This is a genomic window from Lysinibacillus sp. EB106-09-02-XG168, from assembly GCF_058791475.1.
On sequence record NZ_JBYTDN010000003.1, the window covers coordinates 2016219 to 2035124 of the forward strand.

Annotated in this window: 24 protein-coding genes; 18 read left to right on the forward strand and 6 right to left on the reverse strand. The window is 34.3% G+C overall.

The annotated features are described in order from the left end of the window. Positions 1-79: 79 nt before the first annotated feature. From yiaA to AC3WSO_RS10615, 11 genes are all read left to right on the forward strand, one after another. Positions 80-496 carry an inner membrane protein YiaA gene (gene yiaA, locus AC3WSO_RS10565; RefSeq protein ID WP_492534316.1) on the forward strand — a complete coding sequence of 139 codons (417 nt, stop codon included), beginning with the start codon at positions 80-82 and terminating at the stop codon, positions 494-496. A 288-nt stretch (positions 497-784) separates the two neighbouring features. After that, positions 785-1183, forward strand: coding sequence for a hypothetical protein (locus AC3WSO_RS10570; protein WP_492530591.1), 399 nt, complete (start codon positions 785-787; stop codon positions 1181-1183). 176 nt (positions 1184-1359) lie between these two features. Then, complete coding sequence (locus AC3WSO_RS10575; RefSeq protein ID WP_492530593.1) at positions 1360-2226, forward strand: phosphotransferase; 867 nt, start codon at positions 1360-1362, stop codon at positions 2224-2226. Positions 2227-2471: 245 nt separating this feature from the next. Continuing rightward, positions 2472-3065, forward strand: a complete 594-nt coding sequence (locus AC3WSO_RS10580; protein WP_492530594.1) for a TetR/AcrR family transcriptional regulator — start codon at positions 2472-2474, stop codon at positions 3063-3065. A 37-nt stretch (positions 3066-3102) separates the two neighbouring features. Continuing rightward, positions 3103-3333 carry a hypothetical protein gene (locus AC3WSO_RS10585; protein ID WP_492530596.1) on the forward strand — a complete coding sequence of 77 codons (231 nt, stop codon included), beginning with the start codon at positions 3103-3105 and terminating at the stop codon, positions 3331-3333. A gap of 190 nt (positions 3334-3523) precedes the next feature. Then, entirely contained in the window at positions 3524-3772 is a 249-nt protein-coding gene (locus AC3WSO_RS10590; RefSeq protein ID WP_492530597.1) for a hypothetical protein, read from the forward strand. Between the two features lie 269 nt (positions 3773-4041). After that, positions 4042-5220: a M20 metallopeptidase family protein gene (locus AC3WSO_RS10595; RefSeq protein WP_492530598.1), complete on the forward strand. Its 1179-nt coding sequence runs from the start codon at positions 4042-4044 to the stop codon at positions 5218-5220. A 61-nt stretch (positions 5221-5281) separates the two neighbouring features. Further along, on the forward strand, positions 5282-6316 hold the full coding sequence (locus tag AC3WSO_RS10600) for a methionine ABC transporter ATP-binding protein (protein ID WP_492530600.1): 1035 nt from the start codon (positions 5282-5284) through the stop codon (positions 6314-6316). Continuing rightward, positions 6313-6966 carry a methionine ABC transporter permease gene (locus AC3WSO_RS10605; RefSeq protein WP_492530602.1) on the forward strand — a complete coding sequence of 218 codons (654 nt, stop codon included), beginning with the start codon at positions 6313-6315 and terminating at the stop codon, positions 6964-6966. The genes AC3WSO_RS10600 and AC3WSO_RS10605 overlap by 4 nt, the downstream gene beginning before the upstream one ends. Before the next feature lie 16 nt (positions 6967-6982). Continuing rightward, the gene (locus AC3WSO_RS10610; protein WP_492530603.1) at positions 6983-7804 is read left to right on the forward strand and encodes a MetQ/NlpA family ABC transporter substrate-binding protein; all 822 of its coding nucleotides are present in this window, start codon (positions 6983-6985) and stop codon (positions 7802-7804) included. A 259-nt stretch (positions 7805-8063) separates the two neighbouring features. Continuing rightward, positions 8064-8786, forward strand: coding sequence for an SDR family NAD(P)-dependent oxidoreductase (locus AC3WSO_RS10615; RefSeq protein ID WP_492530605.1), 723 nt, complete (start codon positions 8064-8066; stop codon positions 8784-8786). A 111-nt stretch (positions 8787-8897) separates the two neighbouring features. Here the strand turns inward: AC3WSO_RS10615 and AC3WSO_RS10620 are convergent, their stop codons facing one another. Further along, complete coding sequence (locus AC3WSO_RS10620; protein ID WP_492530607.1) at positions 8898-9635, reverse strand: helix-turn-helix domain-containing protein; 738 nt, start codon at positions 9633-9635, stop codon at positions 8898-8900. Positions 9636-9873: 238 nt separating this feature from the next. Between AC3WSO_RS10620 and AC3WSO_RS10625 the strand changes: the two genes are divergently transcribed. Then, positions 9874-10968 carry a DUF418 domain-containing protein gene (locus AC3WSO_RS10625; RefSeq protein WP_492530609.1) on the forward strand — a complete coding sequence of 365 codons (1095 nt, stop codon included), beginning with the start codon at positions 9874-9876 and terminating at the stop codon, positions 10966-10968. Between the two features lie 95 nt (positions 10969-11063). Here AC3WSO_RS10625 and AC3WSO_RS10630 read toward each other — a convergent pair whose 3' ends face one another. Both AC3WSO_RS10630 and AC3WSO_RS10635 read right to left on the reverse strand, forming a co-directional pair. Beyond that, positions 11064-11138, reverse strand: coding sequence for a CatA-like O-acetyltransferase (locus AC3WSO_RS10630; protein WP_492534318.1), 75 nt, complete (start codon positions 11136-11138; stop codon positions 11064-11066). A 69-nt stretch (positions 11139-11207) separates the two neighbouring features. Next, positions 11208-11729, reverse strand: coding sequence for a GrpB family protein (locus AC3WSO_RS10635; protein ID WP_492530611.1), 522 nt, complete (start codon positions 11727-11729; stop codon positions 11208-11210). A 275-nt stretch (positions 11730-12004) separates the two neighbouring features. On the opposite strand from AC3WSO_RS10635, the gene AC3WSO_RS10640 reads away from it, so the two are divergent. Together AC3WSO_RS10640 and AC3WSO_RS10645 are read left to right on the forward strand one after the other, a co-directional pair. Next, positions 12005-12388, forward strand: coding sequence for a hypothetical protein (locus tag AC3WSO_RS10640; RefSeq protein ID WP_492530612.1), 384 nt, complete (start codon positions 12005-12007; stop codon positions 12386-12388). A 242-nt stretch (positions 12389-12630) separates the two neighbouring features. After that, on the forward strand, positions 12631-12990 hold the full coding sequence (locus AC3WSO_RS10645) for a hypothetical protein (RefSeq protein ID WP_492530614.1): 360 nt from the start codon (positions 12631-12633) through the stop codon (positions 12988-12990). Between the two features lie 128 nt (positions 12991-13118). Here the strand turns inward: AC3WSO_RS10645 and AC3WSO_RS10650 are convergent, their stop codons facing one another. Beyond that, positions 13119-13427, reverse strand: coding sequence for a hypothetical protein (locus AC3WSO_RS10650; RefSeq protein ID WP_492530615.1), 309 nt, complete (start codon positions 13425-13427; stop codon positions 13119-13121). A 316-nt stretch (positions 13428-13743) separates the two neighbouring features. Beyond that, complete coding sequence (locus tag AC3WSO_RS10655; RefSeq protein ID WP_492530617.1) at positions 13744-14124, reverse strand: DUF7668 domain-containing protein; 381 nt, start codon at positions 14122-14124, stop codon at positions 13744-13746. Positions 14125-14284: 160 nt separating this feature from the next. Here AC3WSO_RS10655 and AC3WSO_RS10660 point away from each other — a divergent pair, with 160 nt between their 5' ends. Both AC3WSO_RS10660 and AC3WSO_RS10665 read left to right on the forward strand, forming a co-directional pair. Further along, positions 14285-14530: a hypothetical protein gene (locus tag AC3WSO_RS10660; RefSeq protein ID WP_492530619.1), complete on the forward strand. Its 246-nt coding sequence runs from the start codon at positions 14285-14287 to the stop codon at positions 14528-14530. Between the two features lie 225 nt (positions 14531-14755). After that, complete coding sequence (locus AC3WSO_RS10665) at positions 14756-15355, forward strand: protein kinase (RefSeq protein WP_492530620.1); 600 nt, start codon at positions 14756-14758, stop codon at positions 15353-15355. A gap of 471 nt (positions 15356-15826) precedes the next feature. Here the strand turns inward: AC3WSO_RS10665 and AC3WSO_RS10670 are convergent, their stop codons facing one another. Beyond that, positions 15827-16840, reverse strand: a complete 1014-nt coding sequence (locus AC3WSO_RS10670; protein WP_492530622.1) for an alpha/beta fold hydrolase — start codon at positions 16838-16840, stop codon at positions 15827-15829. Between the two features lie 133 nt (positions 16841-16973). Here AC3WSO_RS10670 and AC3WSO_RS10675 point away from each other — a divergent pair, with 133 nt between their 5' ends. Together AC3WSO_RS10675 and AC3WSO_RS10680 are read left to right on the forward strand one after the other, a co-directional pair. Then, positions 16974-17858: a LysR family transcriptional regulator gene (locus AC3WSO_RS10675; protein ID WP_492530623.1), complete on the forward strand. Its 885-nt coding sequence runs from the start codon at positions 16974-16976 to the stop codon at positions 17856-17858. A gap of 201 nt (positions 17859-18059) precedes the next feature. Then, complete coding sequence (locus AC3WSO_RS10680; RefSeq protein ID WP_492530624.1) at positions 18060-18803, forward strand: GNAT family N-acetyltransferase; 744 nt, start codon at positions 18060-18062, stop codon at positions 18801-18803. Positions 18804-18906: the final 103 nt, after the last annotated feature.

The window sequence follows — 18906 nt, forward strand, 5'->3', positions numbered from 1 at the left end:
TAGACTAAAATATGGAGGCGGAAAATTGAATGATGATAATGAAGTTTTAGTAGATAAAGAAAAACGAAATGATTTAAAAATGAAAGAAGAACGGAAAGAGGGAGAACCGACTCAGGCCTTCAAAGGGGCTTCGTGGGCAGCGCTATTAGTAGGCGTTGCGTCATATCTAATAGGTTTGTTTAACGCAACTATGCAATTGAACGAAAAAGGATTTTACTTTGCAGTTTTAGTATTCGGACTTTATTCTGCGATATCTTTACAAAAAGCAGTAAGAGATAAAGATGAGGGAATACCAGTTACTACAATTTATTATGGTCTTAGTTGGTTCGCCCTTATTGTATCTATCTCATTAATGGCCATCGGTTTATACAATGCAGGAAGTGTTGTTTTAAGCGAAAAAGGATTTTTTGGGATGGCATTTGTTCTTAGTTTATTTGCAGCAATAACAGTTCAAAAGAATATAAGAGATACGCAGAGGGCAAGAGAAAAAGCTTGAGTTATGTACTAAATTGGAGCAGAATCCTTTATGCTGCTTGGGGTTTTCATTGCTCGCTAAGTGTTTATGTTTTTGCATAGACAACTAAATTTAAATTTGAGAAACGGATCACTTGCGGAAAGGCTTCCATTTCTTTCTTCAACTATCGAATGGTTTTAATTAAAGGTTGTTGGGTTGCCTAGGCAGCTCTATTTTCTTGATCTAACAGCGCAGTTTAGTTCAAGAAGGAGTACAATGATTTTAGGAGAATATCTTTATTTAAATGGGGACATGGGGGAACTGTGATTTATGGATAAAACTGAAGAACTTTTAAAAACATTTGGTTTAGTACCTAAGATAGATTTTGTGGATAGAATCAGAGATTTATTAAAAGAAGAGCTAGAGAATGAATCATCGGAAGATAAAGAATACTTAAAAACACTATGTATTCAATTATTTGCATTTGGATGTGTTGACGATACTCTGTTAATTTGGAGAGCAAAGGAAAAGGACTTTGATACACATTGTTATATTGATGCTCAACTATTATGTGGTGCAGGATTGGAAAAGACACTGGGTTATCTCAATGAAATTGATTCTTTAGAGGCAAAGAAAGAACTTAGCTATTTACGGAAATGTAAAGAAGATTTTGAGGATTTTAATGTAGAAGAAGTCCTGAATTTTTATAAAAAATATTACGGAATTTGATACTGTTAATCTCGGGTGGGTATAGGTCAACAAAGAATTTTTCTATTTCAACTTAACGATGCAAGAGTAAAAGCTGCCCAAGCCAAAGGCAGCTTTTCTTATTGATAAGCAGGATTGTTGAAAAAGTAGCGAACTTATTTAGTTAGTTAACTAAACCGTCAGAAGAGGATTGAAAAATGGATAAAATAAATGAAATCATGGATTTACTCATTAATAAAGGCTTAGTCATAAATGATTATTTAGAAGTGAAGAGGTTAAAAAGTGGTACAACTGAGGGCATTTTATATACGATCTTGTGCAAAAAAAAGCCAATCTATGTGATAAAGATTGATCATCCTATGATAATATCTGCCACTGAGGAATTCCTGCTTGCCTATAAAAAAGTGAAATTGTTGCCGGATGTTCTTTACACGGATCATAAAAAAGAATTTATTGTGTACTCTTATATACCCGGAGAAACTCACTATAATCGAGGATCGAAAGTAGAATGGATGAACATTTTAACGAAAGAGTTATTTAATCATTATGAAAAGGTGGACAAAGACATTCCTTGGGGAAGAGTAAACGGGATTCAAAGAAGGTCCTGGTCAGACTTTAATCGAAGTAGTTTTGAGTCTTCCAAAATGAATATTGGTAAGCTATTACCAAGCGAGGATCATAAAAGAGAAGAGTTATTGGTAAATATATTAAATACTTATCACTATCAAGAGGAGAAGTATTACCTTCACGGTGATACAGGTGTTCATAATTTTGTCTATTCTTGTAATCAGTTAAAAGGCGTTATTGACCCATCACCTTTAGTCGGTCCTAAATTTTACGATTTTACCTATGCGTTTTGTTCTTCACCTGATAGTCTAGATGTACATACGATTTTTTCTTCATTTTCGTTGTGGAACGGAAATGCATCCTTGACAAAGGAACAACTTTTGAATGAAGTTGTTTTTCAATTATATACACGTATTGGCGTGTGTATTAAAGTTCATCCGCATGATCTTAATGGTTATATGGAAGCATGGGAGGAATGGAGGAAGTATCTTTCATAGCACGTACCGTGACAAAAGCTTGTGAATATGTGGGGAAAATTAATAAATGAAAGAAAAGCCAACGTTTTGAAGGTACATTAATCAAAACGTTGGCTTTTTATATCTATTGAAAATACAAGCAATGGTGACGCGGTCTGAAATAATTTGTTATTTAATACCTTGTTAAAATTTGGTGTAAATGCTATCATGTGAATATACTTTATGAATATTCGTAAAGTATATTCATGAAAAAAGGAGGATTATCTATGGCAAGAGGAAAAAAGGTTTTTTCAGAAGAAGATAAAAGTCTGATTAAAAGTAAATTGAAAGAGGAGTGTATGGCATTTTGGATTTCTCTAGGTTATAAAGAAACAAGCATTGGCGCATTGTGTAAGAAAGCACAAATATCAACAGGTACTTTTTATAATTTATATTCCAGTAAGGAAGAACTTTTTTTTGAAGTTCTGTATGACATTCAAGATACTATTTATGAAAATTTCATTGAGCGAATTGAACAATGCCCTGAAAAGTCCGGCTTTGAAACAGCCATAATCCAGCTTTACTTTGAATACGAAAGCAAGCCATTTCTTTATGACGTGAAAACGACTGATTTCACATCGTTTTATAGTAAACTTTCGGAGGAAATGAAAGAAAAACTAATATTTGATAGTAGTGAACTTTTTCGTACAGCAATCAAACGAGCGAATCTTAAATTAAAGGTTCCTGAAAATTTAGCCTTTTCTACCTTCACCGTCCTTCTTTCAAGTATTGCAAGTAAAGAAGGAATATCAAAGAACTGTGATCATTTAGCTGCATTTCAATTTATGACGAAGCAGTTGGTAACAAGTATCTTTGAGTAGAGGCTGTCTTGCATATAAAAAATAGGAGGAGATATCAATGAGTTTATTTGGAAGTATTATAGACTTTCTAAAAGAAACAGCACCTTTCTTTATTGCGATGAATATCATTTTAGCAAGCTTCCTACTAATCTTAGGGTTAGTTTTAATGTCCAAAAAAAATAGAGAACAGAAGGCAAAAAAGATTGCCGGAATGGTATGTTTATCATTTTCAATGTTGGCTTTTTTAGGTGCAATGTCTAATGCATTTTTCTCTTTTTTCATATTTTGATTTCTTTCAGCAATTGTTTTGGTATCGAAAGCGAAGCCTCGCTATAAATGTGTTTTGTACCGAAAGTATAGTGACAAGTACAGAAGTCTCCCTTCTCTGAAGGTGATGAGATGAATGGGGTTTAAATCACTTTTCAGCGGGTGTTACGCAATTATCACGAGCCATAAATGATAAATAGGAGGATAAAAAGATGCTAGATAAACTACAAAATATTATGGATGCGGCTTGCAAATGGGGGAATAAAAATTTAGGAACCTCTATTCAATTCCATAAACCAACAAAAAAATCGATGGTTTCCAGTGCTTTTTCAAGTGGAAGTATTGGCAGTGTTATGATAATCTATGGACTTCTTTTTAAGAATATATGGGTTTTGTTATTTGGTGTGCTTGGCATAATAAGCAGTGTTTTCATATTTCGGGAAAGTGAAAAAAACGATTAGATAAGTATCATTAACATTTTATATAACTTTATAATCTTTTTTACAGTAACAGCCCAAGTAATGAAGACTAATCATCATTTTATCCCTATTAAATAAACAGACTTTTGCAGCCATCTGGTCTCGAGATTCAATCGAGGTGGATGGTTGTTTTATTTTGGAATAGATTACAAATAAATAAAACATAGTTGACTTATTGGTTTTATATGTTTAAAATCGTATTAATTGTTCAAATATATCGAATGATTAATCAATACAAGGAGGGTTAAGAATTGACTATTGAAACACTTACAAAAGAGTTGAACCGCTTATTTGAAGAAATAGTAGGAAATCGTCGTTATTTACATCAAAACCCAGAGCTTTCTTTTCAAGAAGAAAAAACATCCCGCTTTATCGCTGATACATTAAAAAGCTATGGAATTTCTGTGCAAGAAAATGTTGGTGATAAAGGTGTAGTTGGAACTGTTCAAGGAAGTGAACATGGAAAAACGATCGCATTTCGCGCAGATTTTGATGCATTACCAATCGAGGATCAAAAAGAAGTTACATATAAATCCACAGTGCCTGGCGTTATGCATGCCTGTGGTCACGATGGACATACGGCTGCTTTACTTGCGGTGGCAAAAGTTCTTCAAAAACATAGGGACAGTATTCATGGAACAGCTAAATTTATTTTCCAACCAGCAGAAGAAAAACCACCAGGTGGGGCGAAGTTTATGATTGAAGAAGGGGTTTTAGATGGAGTGGATTATGTATTTGGTGCACATTTAGCGACAGACCTTCCAGTTGGCAAGCTGTCAACCGCTTCAGGTGCAGCAATGGCCTCAGTTGACGCTTTTACGATTCAAATTTTCGGTAAAGGTGGGCATGGAGCTCGACCTCATGAAACGAAAGACTCCATTATTGCGGCAACACAACTAGTTCAACACCTACAACAAATCGTTAGTCGTCGTATTAACCCAACAGAAGCTGCCGTTGTAACAGTAGGAAGTATACATGCTGGAAATGCCTTCAATGTAATTGCAGATTCAGCTGTTTTAGAAGGAACCGTTCGTGCATTAAATAAAGATGTTCGTGCTCAGATAGAAAAGGAAATTCGGGCAATTCTAGAAGGGTTAAAGATTACTAATTATATAGATTTTGAATTAGATTACTTACATGGTTACCCAGTACTAGTTAATCCGGTGGAAGAGGCTACAATTGTGGAGCAATTCATTAAAGAACAGTTTGGAGATAGTGCTTTTATCCAGAAAGCGCCGGTGTTAGGAGCGGAAGACTTTGCTTACTATTTACAAGAAAAACCCGGTAATTTCTTTTATGTAGGCGCTCATAATGATGATCCAAATACACAATATTCTCACCATCATCCAAAATTTGATTTTGATGAACGAGCACTACTCAATACAGGAGAAATGTTCTTGAAAATAGCTAATCATTTCTTGATCGATTAAAAATGAAAATCAATAGAATGGAGCCCGTATTCTCTGTTTGTTGGCAAATTAATCTGGAGGAATGAATACCGTGATTGTCTTTAAACATATCGTAAAAGAATTTTATCAAAAGAAAAAGAAAGTAGTCGCTTTAAATGATGTTTCTCTAGAAGTTCAGAAAGGTGATATATATGGAATTATTGGCTATAGTGGAGCGGGTAAAAGTACATTAATTCGGATGGTAAATGGCTTAGAAAATCCAACTTCTGGACAAATCATCGTAGACGGAAAGGATATTCAAACATTAAGTACAAATGAGAAAATACTAAATAAGAAAAAGATTAGTATGATTTTTCAACATTTTAATTTACTTGAGTCTAAAAATGTTTTTGACAATGTCGCTTTACCATTAAAACTTCGTAATGAAAGTAAAGAAGCGATCGATAGAAAAGTGAAAGAAATGCTTTCATTTGTAGGATTAGAGGATAAAGATAAAAATTATCCGAACCAACTTTCTGGAGGTCAGAAGCAACGCGTTGGGATAGCACGTGCACTGGTTACAAATCCTGAAATTTTATTATGCGATGAGGCAACCTCTGCACTCGATCCTAAAACGACAAAATCAATTTTAAAATTGTTAAAACGAATCAATGAACAGTTTAATATAACGATTTTATTAATTACACATGAGATGGAAGTGATTCGTGATCTTTGTAATAAAGTAGCTGTGATGGAAAATGGTCAATTAATCGAATCAGGAAATGTTATTCAAGTATTCGGTCAACCGAAAGAACAAACTACTAAAGATTTTGTAGAAACGGTTATTCCTAATAACATTCCAAAAGACTTATTGGACTTTTATCAAAAAAATCAACAGTCGTATACTTTATTACGGCTAAAGTTTTTAGGAGAAAATACGGCTAGCTCGTTATTATATCAACTAAATAAACGTTTCAATCATGTAGAAAGCAATATTGTCTTTGCCAGTGTTACAGAACTAGAGGGAACTACTTTAGGCATCTTTACTATCGCATTTTCTGCAAATGAGTCAATCATTCAAGAAATTAAAGCATTTATTAAAGAGTTTAATGTCATTGTAGAGGATGTGAAAATATGAATCGGATTTCCCCGGATATAATTTGGCAGGCTATGACTGAAACTGTTTATATGGTTTCTGTTTCGCTATTCATTGGAACGTTATTAGGGCTACCACTTGCACTATTTTTAGTACTCACAAGGCCGAATGGTATTAAAGAAAATAAAATTGCTTATTTCATTTTAAATTCAATCATTAATATTATTCGTTCGTTACCGTTTATTATTTTACTCGTAGCGATCGTTCCGTTCACACGTTTAATTGTTGGAAAAACATATGGTACGGAGGCAGCGATCGTTCCGCTTATTATTTACATTGCCCCATTTATTGCACGATTAGTGGAAACATCTCTATTAGAAGTGAATCCTGGAATTATCGAATTAGCAAAATCTTTCGGCGCGAAGCCTTTACAAATTGTACGACATTTTTTAATTCCTGAGGCACTTGCTTCTATTATATTAACGTTAACAACAGCAACAATTGGATTGATTGGGGCAACGGCGATGGCTGGTACAGTTGGGGGCGGTGGAATAGGGAATTTAGCCATATCACACGGTTATCAACGCTTTAATACATTTGTCATTATTTTAACTGTCGTTATTTTAATTATTATTGTGCAACTTATCCAAACGCTAGGCAGTTATTTAGCGAAAAAAATTAGACATCAATAAAAAAGGGGCTTTATTTATGAAAAAGTATATTTCAGCATTTCTATTATTATCGCTTGCCATTTTATTAGTAGCTTGTGGAAAAGCTGATTCAAGCTCATCTGATAACAAGAAAACAATTAAAGTCGGTACGTCACCAGGACCTTATAGTGAATTATTTTTAAAAGCCGTTAAGCCGATTCTTGAAGATGAAGGATATAAAGTGGAAGACACGGAATTTACAGATTTAAGACAAGCAGATGTTGCTTTAGCAGATGGTGGTATTGATTTAAACGTGGACCAACATACAGCTTACATGGACAATTTCAATAAGGAAAGTGGCTCAACTCTTATTGCTGTAACAGCTGTACCGACAGTTCCAGCTGCTTTATTCCCCGGTAAAAAGAAATCATTAGATGAGGTTAAAAAGGGCGACGTAATTGGTATTCCTCAAGATCCATCAAACGCAGCTCGTGCATATGCAATACTACAAAAAGCAGGATGGATTAAAATTAAAGACGGTGTAGATCCAATTCAAGCAACAGCAGAGGATATCGTTGAAAATAAATATGAGTTAGAAATTAAAGAAATGGAATCGGCTCAAATCCCACGTACATTAGAAGACTTGGACTATGGTGTAATCCCAGGAAGTATCGTGTATTCTTCAGGAATTGATGCGAAAAAAGCCATATTGCAAGAAGATGTTGTGAAAAATTACGAGTTAGTAGCAGTAGTAGATGAAAAAAATAAAGATACTGATTGGGCAAAAGCTGTAAAAGACGCCTATAATTCTACAGAGTTTAAAAAATACATGGATGAAAATAATCAAGATAACTATTGGTTCATTCCTAAAAATGATTAATCCTAGTGAAATCTGTATTTATTGCTAGAAGTTCTCTAGGGGTAAAAGATTTTGAATAACAAAAATTGATATGTTCATCGTTTCTTTTATTCCATTGAGAGGAATCTATTTTGATTGATTATTGTCAAAATGGATTCTTTTTTTGTATGTTAAAATAAACGATTTTTCGTCACCTTAATATTTCCATAAATCACATTAGTTGTTACTAGTTTTTGTATTAACTATACTTATGTTGTAGTCATATGGAAAGGGTGATTGGATGAGTAAGAACTTTATTATATTTGGAGCAAGCCAAGGATTAGGTGATGCATTTGTAAAGGGGTTACCAACAAAAGGGGATACAGTATGGGTGGTTTCTCGAACACGACCAAGTAGTTTAGATATAAATGATGGCGTAAATCGTAAATGGCTTGCTATTGATTTATCTAGTCAACAACATATTCCTGCTTTAAAAGAAAGTTTGCAAGGCGTTGCTATTGATGTATGTATTTATAATGTTGGAGTATGGGAAAAACGTGGTTTTGAAGATGACTATACGTTCGATAATGATGAAATTGGGGATATTGCAAACTTAATAAATATTAATTTAACTTCCACGATTACATATATTCAGGCGCTATTACCTAATTTAAGACAGGCCGAAAATGGAAAAATAATTTTAATAGGATCGACAGCGGGTTTAGATCATACGAATAATGCGCAAGTTTCGTTTGTGACATCTAAATTTGGCTTACGAGGCATTACAAATGCTTTACGCGAGCATGTGAGAAAAGATAAGATCGCTGTAACGTGTATTAATCCAGGAGAGCTGGCTGCTGAAGTACCTTTTGAAGAAGGGGCTGAAAAAGCAATTATGTTGTATGAAGGTACACGTATTCCTGTACAAGATATTGTAGCCATTGTCCAATGTGTGATTAATTTATCGCCAGTTTCCTGTGTGAAAGAGATAAATATTCCTGCTATTACAGATATGAATGTGTAATACAGTATAAAAACGGCTCACATGTTGAACGATTTTGTTCAATATGTGAGCCGTTTAAAATGATGTCAGTAATTTAACATTCGCTATCATGAGGTTAATATTCTAATAAATTTAACCCAAGTAGTTATCATCTTTTTCGGGAATCAGAACTTCTAACTCAAGAACATTACTATTAGTAAAAATGCCGCTTGAGAGCTCCATTACGTAGATAGGGGTACTATTTTTGTCGATAATGGATGCTATTTGTTTCTCAATTTCATCATCCGTTTCACCTAAAATAAATATAGAGCTATATTTACCTTCATTCATGATGAAATCAGCTTTCCGTTCTGTTTCTGTACATATATGGTATTCATCTTCTTCAAAAACATAAATAATATCATTATAAAAAAATTGCTTTGATAATTGAAATTTAAACATATCCTTGGCTGATAAAGTTTCATTTGTTTTTAAAGTGATTATTTTTTCTAAATGACTTTCTTGTAAGTATTTTGTTGAATTTACTTTTTGGTTTGTAATATTTACATAATGGTGATCAATTACCTTTTTTATTTTTTGTAGTTTGTTTATTTCATCGGAAACTTCTTTTGATTTTTCTTTTAATAACTTCAAATAATCATTTTTTTCATACGAAGTTAAAACCTCTTTAATTTGTGCGATTGAAAGATTTAAGTTTCTCAACATTAATATTTGAGCAAGTTGATAAATTTCCTTCAGCGAATATTTTCGATATCTATTATGATCTGTGTAGGATGGGAATAAGAGCCCTTTTTCTTCGTAATATCGTATTTGATGATGACTGATATCAAATATTTTAGCCAATTGATTTATTGTAATTGTTTCATCCATAATATCCCTCTTCTCTAGATAAATATAAACTCTAGGGCTAGCCTAATGTCAACCAATAAACCTAAGATAAAACCTCATACAGTATCAATAAGAAGGAAAGAAAGATTAATTCCATGCGATAAACCTAACGTATTTTTGGGGATAAATGAATTGAGTGGTGGACAAATAAAAGTTGGATTGACATTAGGTCAACCCTATAGTTTATAGTGATGGTGTATTAACAGAAGGAGGAACAGTTATGACCGAACCGTTACAATCTAAACGGATTGAAGGGCTAGATTTCGCTCGAGCCTTGGCTATGTTTGGGATGCTTATCGTCAATTTTAAAATTATTATGGGAGCGGCAGGGAGAGGGCCAGATTGGCTTATATGGTTTACTGGTCTTTTCGAAGGCAGAGCGTCTGCCACTTTTGTTACGTTGGCTGGAATCGGAGTTGCGTTGATGACAAGAAAAGCTAGAATTAGCGGTGAGCTTTCTACTATTAAAGAGAATAGGATGAAATTATGGAAACGTTCCGCTTTTCTCTTTATTCTAGGTTTGCTTTTATATGTTTCTGATTGGACTGGAGATATTCTCCACTATTATGGTGTTTATATGCTGATTGCGTCCTTTCTTATCGTAGCTTCGTCGAAGCTCTTAATCATCCTATCTAGTCTTTTTTTAATCACCTCGCAAGTGTTACAAGTGACAATGAATTATTTGAAAGGATGGCATCCTGAACAACCATTTATGGAATATCTAGATTTTTGGACGTTCGAAGGTTTTCTAAGAAATCTTTTATTTAATGGCTATCACCCAGTATTCCCTTGGGTCTGTTTCTTTTTGCTTGGAATGATCATTGGCAGACTTGATTTATCGAAGAAAGCAGTAAGAAACAAATTGTTGTTTATCTCTATAATTCTACTAATAACAATAGAGGTACTTTCAAAAATATTAATACGACTATTGCTATCGGTGTTAGATGTAAAAAGTGCAGAATTTTTGTTTCAAACAGGGCCAATTCCACCAAACATTTTATATATATTATCAAACTTTGCTTCTGGGATTATTGTCATCGTTGCTGCTATTTATATCGTAGAAAAGTTTACTGGACAATGGGTGATAAAAGCACTTATTCAAACAGGACAATTAACATTAACGCATTATGTAAGTCATGTGTTTATCGGTGTCGGTATATTGGCGTTTTTCAATAGGTTAGAAAACCAAACGTTAGCATTTTCTTTAGTATTTACAATATTCTTTTTCGTAGCGAGTATTCACTTTTCTGTTTTATGGAGCAAAAAATATAAAAGAGGACCGATTGAATGGGGTATGAGAAAAATAACAGATTAGTATTAGAAGTAGATTAAAAGGGAGATTAGAAAGAAGCGTTCCTCTAACAAGTAGGAACGCTTTTCTATAAAAGAAGCAGGTTTTAAATATCCAAACTAATAACCAACAAAATGTTGAATGTAATTCATGAATAAACTTGCATGATAACCATCACACACAGCGTGGTGCATTTATATAGAAACAGTCAACGCTAAAACCATAATATATGGTGTAAGACAGCCGCTAAATGAAGATTCAAATTAACGGACAGACCAATGCCATTTAATAGCATCTTTTTCTACACTTTTGACAAAATCGTCTTTCCCATTACAATACGCATCAATATCATTTGGATACTGCTTGGCAAGTTGGCTTTTTATTTCTCCATACTGTCTGCAAACTTCGGGATGCTCTCGAAGATAATCTCTAAATGCTATATGTCTTTCTATTTCTTCTAAGTTGTTATATTGAAAAGCGTGGATTTGGTGTGTGCGACAATCGCCACCTTTACAGAAATATCGTCTTCCGGTTATCCCGAATTCGCCCTTAACTTCGTATCCAATCTCTTGAAATTGCTTAGAAAATGAATCTAATTTATGAATATCATTGACTACTAGTAAAATATCTATGATTGGTTTTGCTTTTAGACCTGGAACGGACGTGCTTCCAATATGAAAACTATTCACCAATTCATTTTGAAGGATAGTCCTAATAGAACGTTCCTCTTTCTGATAGCCGCTGCTCCAATTGTGGTTATAATCTACAACTTTTATAATTCTCATTCAGGACACCCCAGTCTTTGTTTTCGTATTACTTGACAAATTTTATGCATTATTACAGATTATAAACAATCTAATGCATTGTCAATGATGCAGTTTGAAAATAACTGGGGTTCATCCATATATATAGCAGTTGCAGGATGGACAGTACTTGCTCCGTTTTTCGGTAAAAATTTGAAAGGTTTTTTTATAGGACATATAGAAATAAAATTATATTCAACACCGAGCTTTTAATTGGAGAAGAATTTTGGTGTCATTTAATTTAATGGGGTGATTTTTTGAAACCAGAGGATTTAATTTTTTTAATTGGTATTTCAGTGATTATTTCAATTGCTGTTGTTATCATATTTATAATTTTTCGAAAAAGAAAAAAGATTGCACGAATTATCGTTAGTATAATTGTCAGTAGTTATATAGTTTTTTTCGCAATCTATCCTACTATACGTTCAAACATTCATGCAAAACTTTATGATGAATTAGAGGAATATTTACAGAACACATATCCAACTGAAGAGTTTTATATTGAATCAAGAAACTACGACGATGTCATTCAATTAGGGGATTTTGATGTAAGTAATAAGTCTACACCAGATAGAGGAGTTACTTATCGTGTAAAAAAAGATGGAGAAATAATTCAACTTGATGGTTCGTGGCAAAGATAATAATGTTTTTAAGAAATAGTATGTTGTATTTTCTATACTTACTACAACTGAATTACGTCCCCAAATCAAAGTTTGGTAACAAAACTTCGTTTGGGGGAGCATTTCTTGTTCAACTAACGAGTGCGTTAATTAAAGATAATTAAGTTGCATAGGCAACTCTTTTTTTATCGAACTAATGTTGCAAAATAGTTTAACAATTTATGTGGGTTTTTATGGTAAAATATTTAGCGAGGTGGGGGGATTTGTTCAAAGAAGAAAGAAAATTTATAAATAGTTTATCTAAAAGAACTAAATTTGTTTCTTTAGGCGTAATCATAATTCTATTGAGTATTTTTATTGTGGATTTTTCCTTTAAATTTTTCTTGATATGTTATTTGCTTGGAGTATTTTTAATCTTTATCAGTGATCTAATTGGTATAGAGAAGTTTAATAAAAGCGCAATGGGAGAGATAACTTCTAGTTTTGGATTCGTATTGATTATGTTAGGGGTATTTGCATCCCTCGGAATTAATCCTAACTTTCATTATGGCACGATAATAGGGCCTTTTTTTATGTTAATTGGAACAACAATAAAGACTCTAGGGAAGAAAAGAGGTTCTTAAACTAACGGTCCAGGTTAGTTGAATAGCAATTGGGTGTGATTGGAAGAATTGTCGATAATATAAAAAAGACATCGAAGTATCTTATGTATTTTCAAAGTAAATTTATGGACGTATTGAAATTTGTAGGGTTAATCGTAATAGTGAAATTCAAATCCGTCTTCTGGTTCGCCAACTTCATATCCCAATAATTTTGTAGCTCTATTCTTAAATAATGTAATCCATTCATTCCATTCTTCTGAAGGTAATTTAGCATAGAATTGTAATCCACTTGATTCAATACTTACTTCTATCAATTTACCATCTGAACCATACCACTGTGGACAGCTATTTACAAAGTTGTTCCAGTTAGGCATTTCTCTATATAAACGCTCCAACTCATCCCAAACTTCTTGTGGGGCAGAATAATGAATATTCAAATTAATATTGTATATTTCCATATGTTCTCCTTTTAATAGTTAGATTTATAAGTTATTAATTCTTGATTTTATTAGCTTATTCAACCAAAAGTCGAACTTCTGAATCTTTGATAAGCTCATACACTGAATTTGAATATCCCATATCTACTAATAACCTTGGTTGATTTTGCTGGCTTCTCTAAAATAGATTCATATTGATAATTCTGCATAATCCATCATTTTCATAAAATCTAAAGTTCAATGTTTCTTTTTATACCCTAATAGTTTTAAAAACTCATTAATTTTTTCAATAAGTCCTTGAATTCATCATTTCTGACGATTCTTTCGAATTATTGTTTTACTGTGGGTCAACTGTGATAAAAACACTTTTTAATCCGTCATCCGTATATAAAAACTCCATTTGCAAACACATATCTGCCAATTTAGAATTTGAAGTTAAATCATAATCAACAGCAAATCCACTGTTATCATTGAATTCATAGAAGTTGATTTGTGAATATTCGTATTTTGGGTGGAAATTACATGGAGCTCCATATTCATCAAATGTATCAAATCCATTTAAGTTTAATGTTTCTTGGACATAATAGAATAACTCACCAATATCATCCACTTCAGATTCATCTACATAATTTAAAATGTTTTCATATTCTTTACTGTGCATTACTTTTAATATATTAGTAATAACAGTTAAAGCATATTGTTTATCTTTACTTTTCATATTGAACCTCCAAATTCTAATTTGTCTGTCTATTCAACTGAATAATATCATACATTTGTGAGTAAATTCACTTAAACTAACGGAGTGGGTTAATACAAGAAGGAATTTTTTTCATTAACTTGACAACTTATTTAGATAAGTAATATCAAGGGGGGATTAGATGAACAAGAGTTTACAGAAATTTGGTTATGTTTTATTTATTTCAGGTATTTTTTTATTTGGTTTAATGCACTTGGCGATTGCTTTATTCATTCCTAATTTAACAGGTTGGGGTGCCCTTGGTAAACTTACGACAGTTCTAAATGAAATAATTGGATGGGTTCCTTATACATTAAGTATTATATTATTTTCAATTGGTGCTTTGATACTTATTTATGATTTATGGCAAATGAGGCAAAGTGATTAAATAAGGAACTCAATCTTCATTATAGTGTTAACGGAGCAGTTTTAGTTTTATAATCGTATTCAGCTTTGTTCAACAATCGGGCCATATTATTGAATATCATTCTTTAACAAAAAGTTTCCAAACCGACGATTTAGGGATATTTAGAAATTAACCATACCTACCGGTTGGGATTTTCTGTATAATTAAATTATCTGAAAATATATCAAGTGATACGAGGTATTGAGTATGAATATTTCAACAGTATTAGAAAATGTAGACGAACTAATTAATAATGCTGAAATGATTGGGATAGGTTCAACAAGAAAAGTTTATCGTTATGAGGGTTTCGTGATTAAAACATTCTTGCATCCACTCGGGTATGCTCAAAGTAAAAACGAATATGATATGTATAAATCATTGGAAGCGTTAGGATTGGAGAAGCATATTGCACCTATTCTTTATATAAGCAAAAAATATGTAATTCAGCCTTTTTATGAGCAATTACCTTTGAACAATAACTGTTCTTATGATATCGATTTAGAAATGGATCCAAGAATGACAGAAGATTTAAAAACTGCACTCAATGTAATTGATAAAAAACTAGATGGTTTTGACTTTAATGATTCTAGTAACTACGGTTTAGACAAAGATGAAAAACTTATTTTAATCGACTACGGAATGACGAAAAAATTGTATGAAGAGCAATGGGTGCCATTAGCTGAAGCAGGTACGCTTCCGCAAATTCGATTTGAGAAATGTAGGATATGTAATGTTGAAAAAGAACTTCGTATGTATGGAGAGAATGATACAGATAATCGTTGTGTAGATTGTGGGAAAGGTTATTAACTTAGTATACGGTGCGCTCCCGAAAAGCTTATATTGTAAAGAACACGACCTCTTCTCCTCGTGAAATGAGCTCCTGCACAATGCCAATCGTTGGATTGATATGTCCTTCTGATCCAGCGTTAATAAAAAAAACACGCGCCAATTTTACCACTCCTTAGATAAGGTATACTCAAGAAGGTGTAAGAGTAATGGAACTTTCTCTTATCATTGCTTAACTATGGTAAGACAGAGTGAGTTCTTTTAGCAAGTTTGATCGTGTATCTTTTTAGATGAATAGCCTATGTTGACATTAAAGGGCAGTAATTTATTTGTACGGTAAACGAAGCGTTAGGTATCAGATTCTTACCTTAATAATCAGTGGGGGAAGAAGCAAACCCCACACTGATTAAAGTATCACTTTATTATTGTAAGTGAAAAAATTATGGAGAAGGGCATTATCTACTTCTCTGTTACTAGAATACGTAAAGTTATTCATTGCAACTGCAAAAATTGTTTCAGATAGTTGTCTATCACAAAGGAATCATGTTCGTTTTGTCCGATTCCAAAGCAATGTCCCCATTTGGATTCGATTAGCTGATAAATAGCATTAGGCATATGTTTCACTTCATATGCATTATCCTCAGGAGGGAAGAACAGATCAGTCGATCCTGACATAACAAGAGCATGAGCAGTGATTTTGTTTAATGCCTGTTCAAAATTTCTGTAGTCTTCGATGTTGGCGCTAATATCTCCGGCGATTCCTGTACGGAGCATAGCAATCAAATCGTTGGCATCAAAAGAAAGAAATACTTGATCCCAATAGTCTTTCAGATATGCCTTTAACGTCGAATATCCCTCTGACTGATAGAGTTGCTCTAAATAATAAGCTTGAGAAAACCCCCAAGGAGCATAGGCGCGACCCATCGCGGCAAGTCCTGCTACAGGCTGACTATCATAGAAGCCTTCCTTCCAATTGGAGTCCGCTTGCAATGCTGCAATAAGTCCCTCAAAAACAACTTGAGCATGTGGTCTGGTTTTTGCAGTTCCGCCAAATGGTGCAATCCGTTCGACCATCTCAGGATAACTAGTTCCCCATTGAAAGGTTTGCAGCGCCCCCAGTGACCAGCCAACGACTAGAGCAATTTTCGTAATACCAAATTTCTTGGTTACGAGCTGATGTTGTAGTCGGACATTGTCATAAATCGTTATGAGTGGAAAATTCGCTCTGTCAAAAGGGGCTGGTGTATTGCTTGGGGAGGAAGATAGCCCATTTCCAAACATATTAGGCACAATAATGAAATATTTGTCAGGATCGAGTGCTTTACCGGGACTAATAAGCCACTCATTATCGGTGTGTTGGCCAGCAAACCAAGTAGGATAGACAATTACATTGGACTTTGCAGAATTTAAAGTTCCATACGTTTTATAGGCAAGAAAGGCTTGAGGTAGCTTTTCACCCGATTGCAGTATGACATCTCCTAGTGAATAAATTTCGTAATCTTTCATGATTCGAATCTCCTTTGTTATACAATATTTGGTGTTGAAGCTTGATTTTTACTCTACGACACTGCTACCATCAAATCAACGAAACGTTTTTGATTATAACATTCAATTTTTTTGAACTTATGAGGTGTTGTCAATGGAAATCCGCCAACTTAAAACATTTTGGACGCTTGCTTCCACATGCAGTTTTAGCCGCACTGCCGAAGTATTGAACTATGTTCCGTCTACCGTAACCATGCAAATCAAGGCTTTAGAGGAAGAATTGGGCGTTAAGCTATTGGATCGCTTGGGCAAGAGTGTTGTATTAACAGATGCAGGCCACCAGTTGTTGCCCTATGCCAACAAAATTTTAAATGATGTTGAGGAGGCTCGGTATATCTCAAGTCAGAGCGGAGAATTAACTGGTACGGTGATAATCGGTGCAGACGAAGTGCTCTGTACATATCGGTTACCCGCCTTGCTCCGGCTTTTTCGTGAACGATATCCGCAAGTTCGTCTTTTATTTAGGCCCTTGTCTAGTGACAATTTGAAACAGAGTCTGAGAGAAGGAAATGTTGATGTGGTCTTTATGCTGGATGAACCTGTCATATCTACAGATCTTCATACAGAGCCTTTAATGGACGAACCATTTCTTATGGTAGTTTCACCCGACCATCCATTAGCTACACGCTCTACATTGGGCATAGAAGATTTTAATAGAGAGCAAATTTTATTAAGTGAAAAAGGCTGCTCTTATCGGGCTTTCTTCTATCGAACGTTACTGAGAAAGGGTGCCGATAGCTTGACCGAGCTGGAGTTTAATAGTGTAGAAGCCATAAAACAATGCACGATGGTTGGGCTCGGCATTGCCTTACTACCTGAAATGGCGATAAAGGGAGAGTTGGAGCAGGGAGAACTGATTGCTTTACCTTGGGATTTATCGGAAATACGATTCGCTACTCAAATGCTGTGGCATCAAGAAAAATGGATTTCACCATCGATGAGGGCCTTTATCGAATCGGCAAGAAATGTATTAGTATAGAGTCTAAAAATAGCAAATGAAATATCCTGAATGTACGGGCGCGAAGGATTTATTTCTCCGCACCAAAGCTAAATCACATAAAAGAGGGAATGGTGGATTTCAGAAGTTCATTTAAAACCCTAAACTAATTTCGAAATCGTGCTGGCTCAATACCGATATTGGTTTAGGATAAGACTTGAGAAATTGTAGGGGGTTATAAGTATGCCTTTATTTTCACCGACGATAACTGACTATTGGAAGTCGCTATTTTTAAACGGAGACATTATCTATAACGATGAAAAATTTACGATTACTATCAATCCAGATCTAAGCGAAGACAGTAGACTCATGGTGCTGGAAACGACTGACGGCCGGTTTTGGGCAGCCTTGACGCCTAAGATGGCCGATAAATTAAACCTTTCCAAAGGACGAGAACTGACTGATCGTGTCTTCCGTCAAAAATTAAAAGAAGCGGGCGTCATGCTACATGGTGCAGATTATGTTTTTTATTTTTCAGAAGTCGAAAAGAACGTTTTGCTGCAAGAAAGTTCGGAAGGGTCATTGCGCCAATTAACAGAGCAAGATGATGCAGTTTTCTCTGAGTTCGAGTCCTCCGCGTCGGAACAAGATTTGAATGATGCTTATGTGGAGTTGGATCATTGGGCGGTGTACGGTTCTTTTGAGCATAACCGATTAGTTTGTGCTGCCAGCATGTATCCTTGGAAAGATGATGCGCAAATTGCGGACCTAGGTGTACTGACTTTGACATCTTTTAGAGGAAAAGGTCATGCTCGCAAAGTAGTGCGTTCAATTAGTAAGTACGCCTTTGAGCAAGGTTACGAAACACAGTACAGATGCCAGTTCGATAACGAGGCATCAATGTTCCTAGCTAAAGCAGCAGGATTGACGCTGTTTGGAAAGTGGGATGTCATTTCTCCTGAGTGTACTGTCGGAAAGTCTCGGTAGGATAGAATTCATAGGAATTTCTTTTGGAGAATAACAGTTGCCTATTTTTCCTTTGGTGGGAAAAATAGGTTTATAGATTATAGAAATTGTATTGTTAAAGGGT

Excerpts from the sequence above, each read along its gene's own strand:
- AC3WSO_RS10570 (WP_492530591.1), top strand. The coding sequence starts at position 785 with ATGGATAAAACTGAAGAACTTTTAAAAACATTTGGTTTAGTACCTAAG.
- AC3WSO_RS10610 (WP_492530603.1), top strand. The coding sequence starts at position 6,983 with ATGAAAAAGTATATTTCAGCATTTCTATTATTATCGCTTGCCATTTTA.
- AC3WSO_RS10680 (WP_492530624.1), top strand. The coding sequence starts at position 18,060 with ATGCCTTTATTTTCACCGACGATAACTGACTATTGGAAGTCGCTATTT.
- AC3WSO_RS10675 (WP_492530623.1), top strand. The coding sequence starts at position 16,974 with ATGGAAATCCGCCAACTTAAAACATTTTGGACGCTTGCTTCCACATGC.
- AC3WSO_RS10590 (WP_492530597.1), top strand. The coding sequence starts at position 3,524 with ATGCTAGATAAACTACAAAATATTATGGATGCGGCTTGCAAATGGGGG.
- AC3WSO_RS10670 (WP_492530622.1), bottom strand. The coding sequence starts at position 16,840 with ATGAAAGATTACGAAATTTATTCACTAGGAGATGTCATACTGCAATCG.
- AC3WSO_RS10585 (WP_492530596.1), top strand. The coding sequence starts at position 3,103 with ATGAGTTTATTTGGAAGTATTATAGACTTTCTAAAAGAAACAGCACCT.
- AC3WSO_RS10655 (WP_492530617.1), bottom strand. The coding sequence starts at position 14,124 with ATGAAAAGTAAAGATAAACAATATGCTTTAACTGTTATTACTAATATA.
- AC3WSO_RS10660 (WP_492530619.1), top strand. The coding sequence starts at position 14,285 with ATGAACAAGAGTTTACAGAAATTTGGTTATGTTTTATTTATTTCAGGT.
- AC3WSO_RS10635 (WP_492530611.1), bottom strand. The coding sequence starts at position 11,729 with ATGAGAATTATAAAAGTTGTAGATTATAACCACAATTGGAGCAGCGGC.
- AC3WSO_RS10665 (WP_492530620.1), top strand. The coding sequence starts at position 14,756 with ATGAATATTTCAACAGTATTAGAAAATGTAGACGAACTAATTAATAAT.
- AC3WSO_RS10575 (WP_492530593.1), top strand. The coding sequence starts at position 1,360 with ATGGATAAAATAAATGAAATCATGGATTTACTCATTAATAAAGGCTTA.
- AC3WSO_RS10600 (WP_492530600.1), top strand. The coding sequence starts at position 5,282 with ATGAATACCGTGATTGTCTTTAAACATATCGTAAAAGAATTTTATCAA.
- AC3WSO_RS10605 (WP_492530602.1), top strand. The coding sequence starts at position 6,313 with ATGAATCGGATTTCCCCGGATATAATTTGGCAGGCTATGACTGAAACT.
- AC3WSO_RS10615 (WP_492530605.1), top strand. The coding sequence starts at position 8,064 with ATGAGTAAGAACTTTATTATATTTGGAGCAAGCCAAGGATTAGGTGAT.
- yiaA (WP_492534316.1), top strand. The coding sequence starts at position 80 with ATGAAAGAAGAACGGAAAGAGGGAGAACCGACTCAGGCCTTCAAAGGG.
- AC3WSO_RS10620 (WP_492530607.1), bottom strand. The coding sequence starts at position 9,635 with ATGGATGAAACAATTACAATAAATCAATTGGCTAAAATATTTGATATC.
- AC3WSO_RS10580 (WP_492530594.1), top strand. The coding sequence starts at position 2,472 with ATGGCAAGAGGAAAAAAGGTTTTTTCAGAAGAAGATAAAAGTCTGATT.
- AC3WSO_RS10625 (WP_492530609.1), top strand. The coding sequence starts at position 9,874 with ATGACCGAACCGTTACAATCTAAACGGATTGAAGGGCTAGATTTCGCT.
- AC3WSO_RS10650 (WP_492530615.1), bottom strand. The coding sequence starts at position 13,427 with ATGGAAATATACAATATTAATTTGAATATTCATTATTCTGCCCCACAA.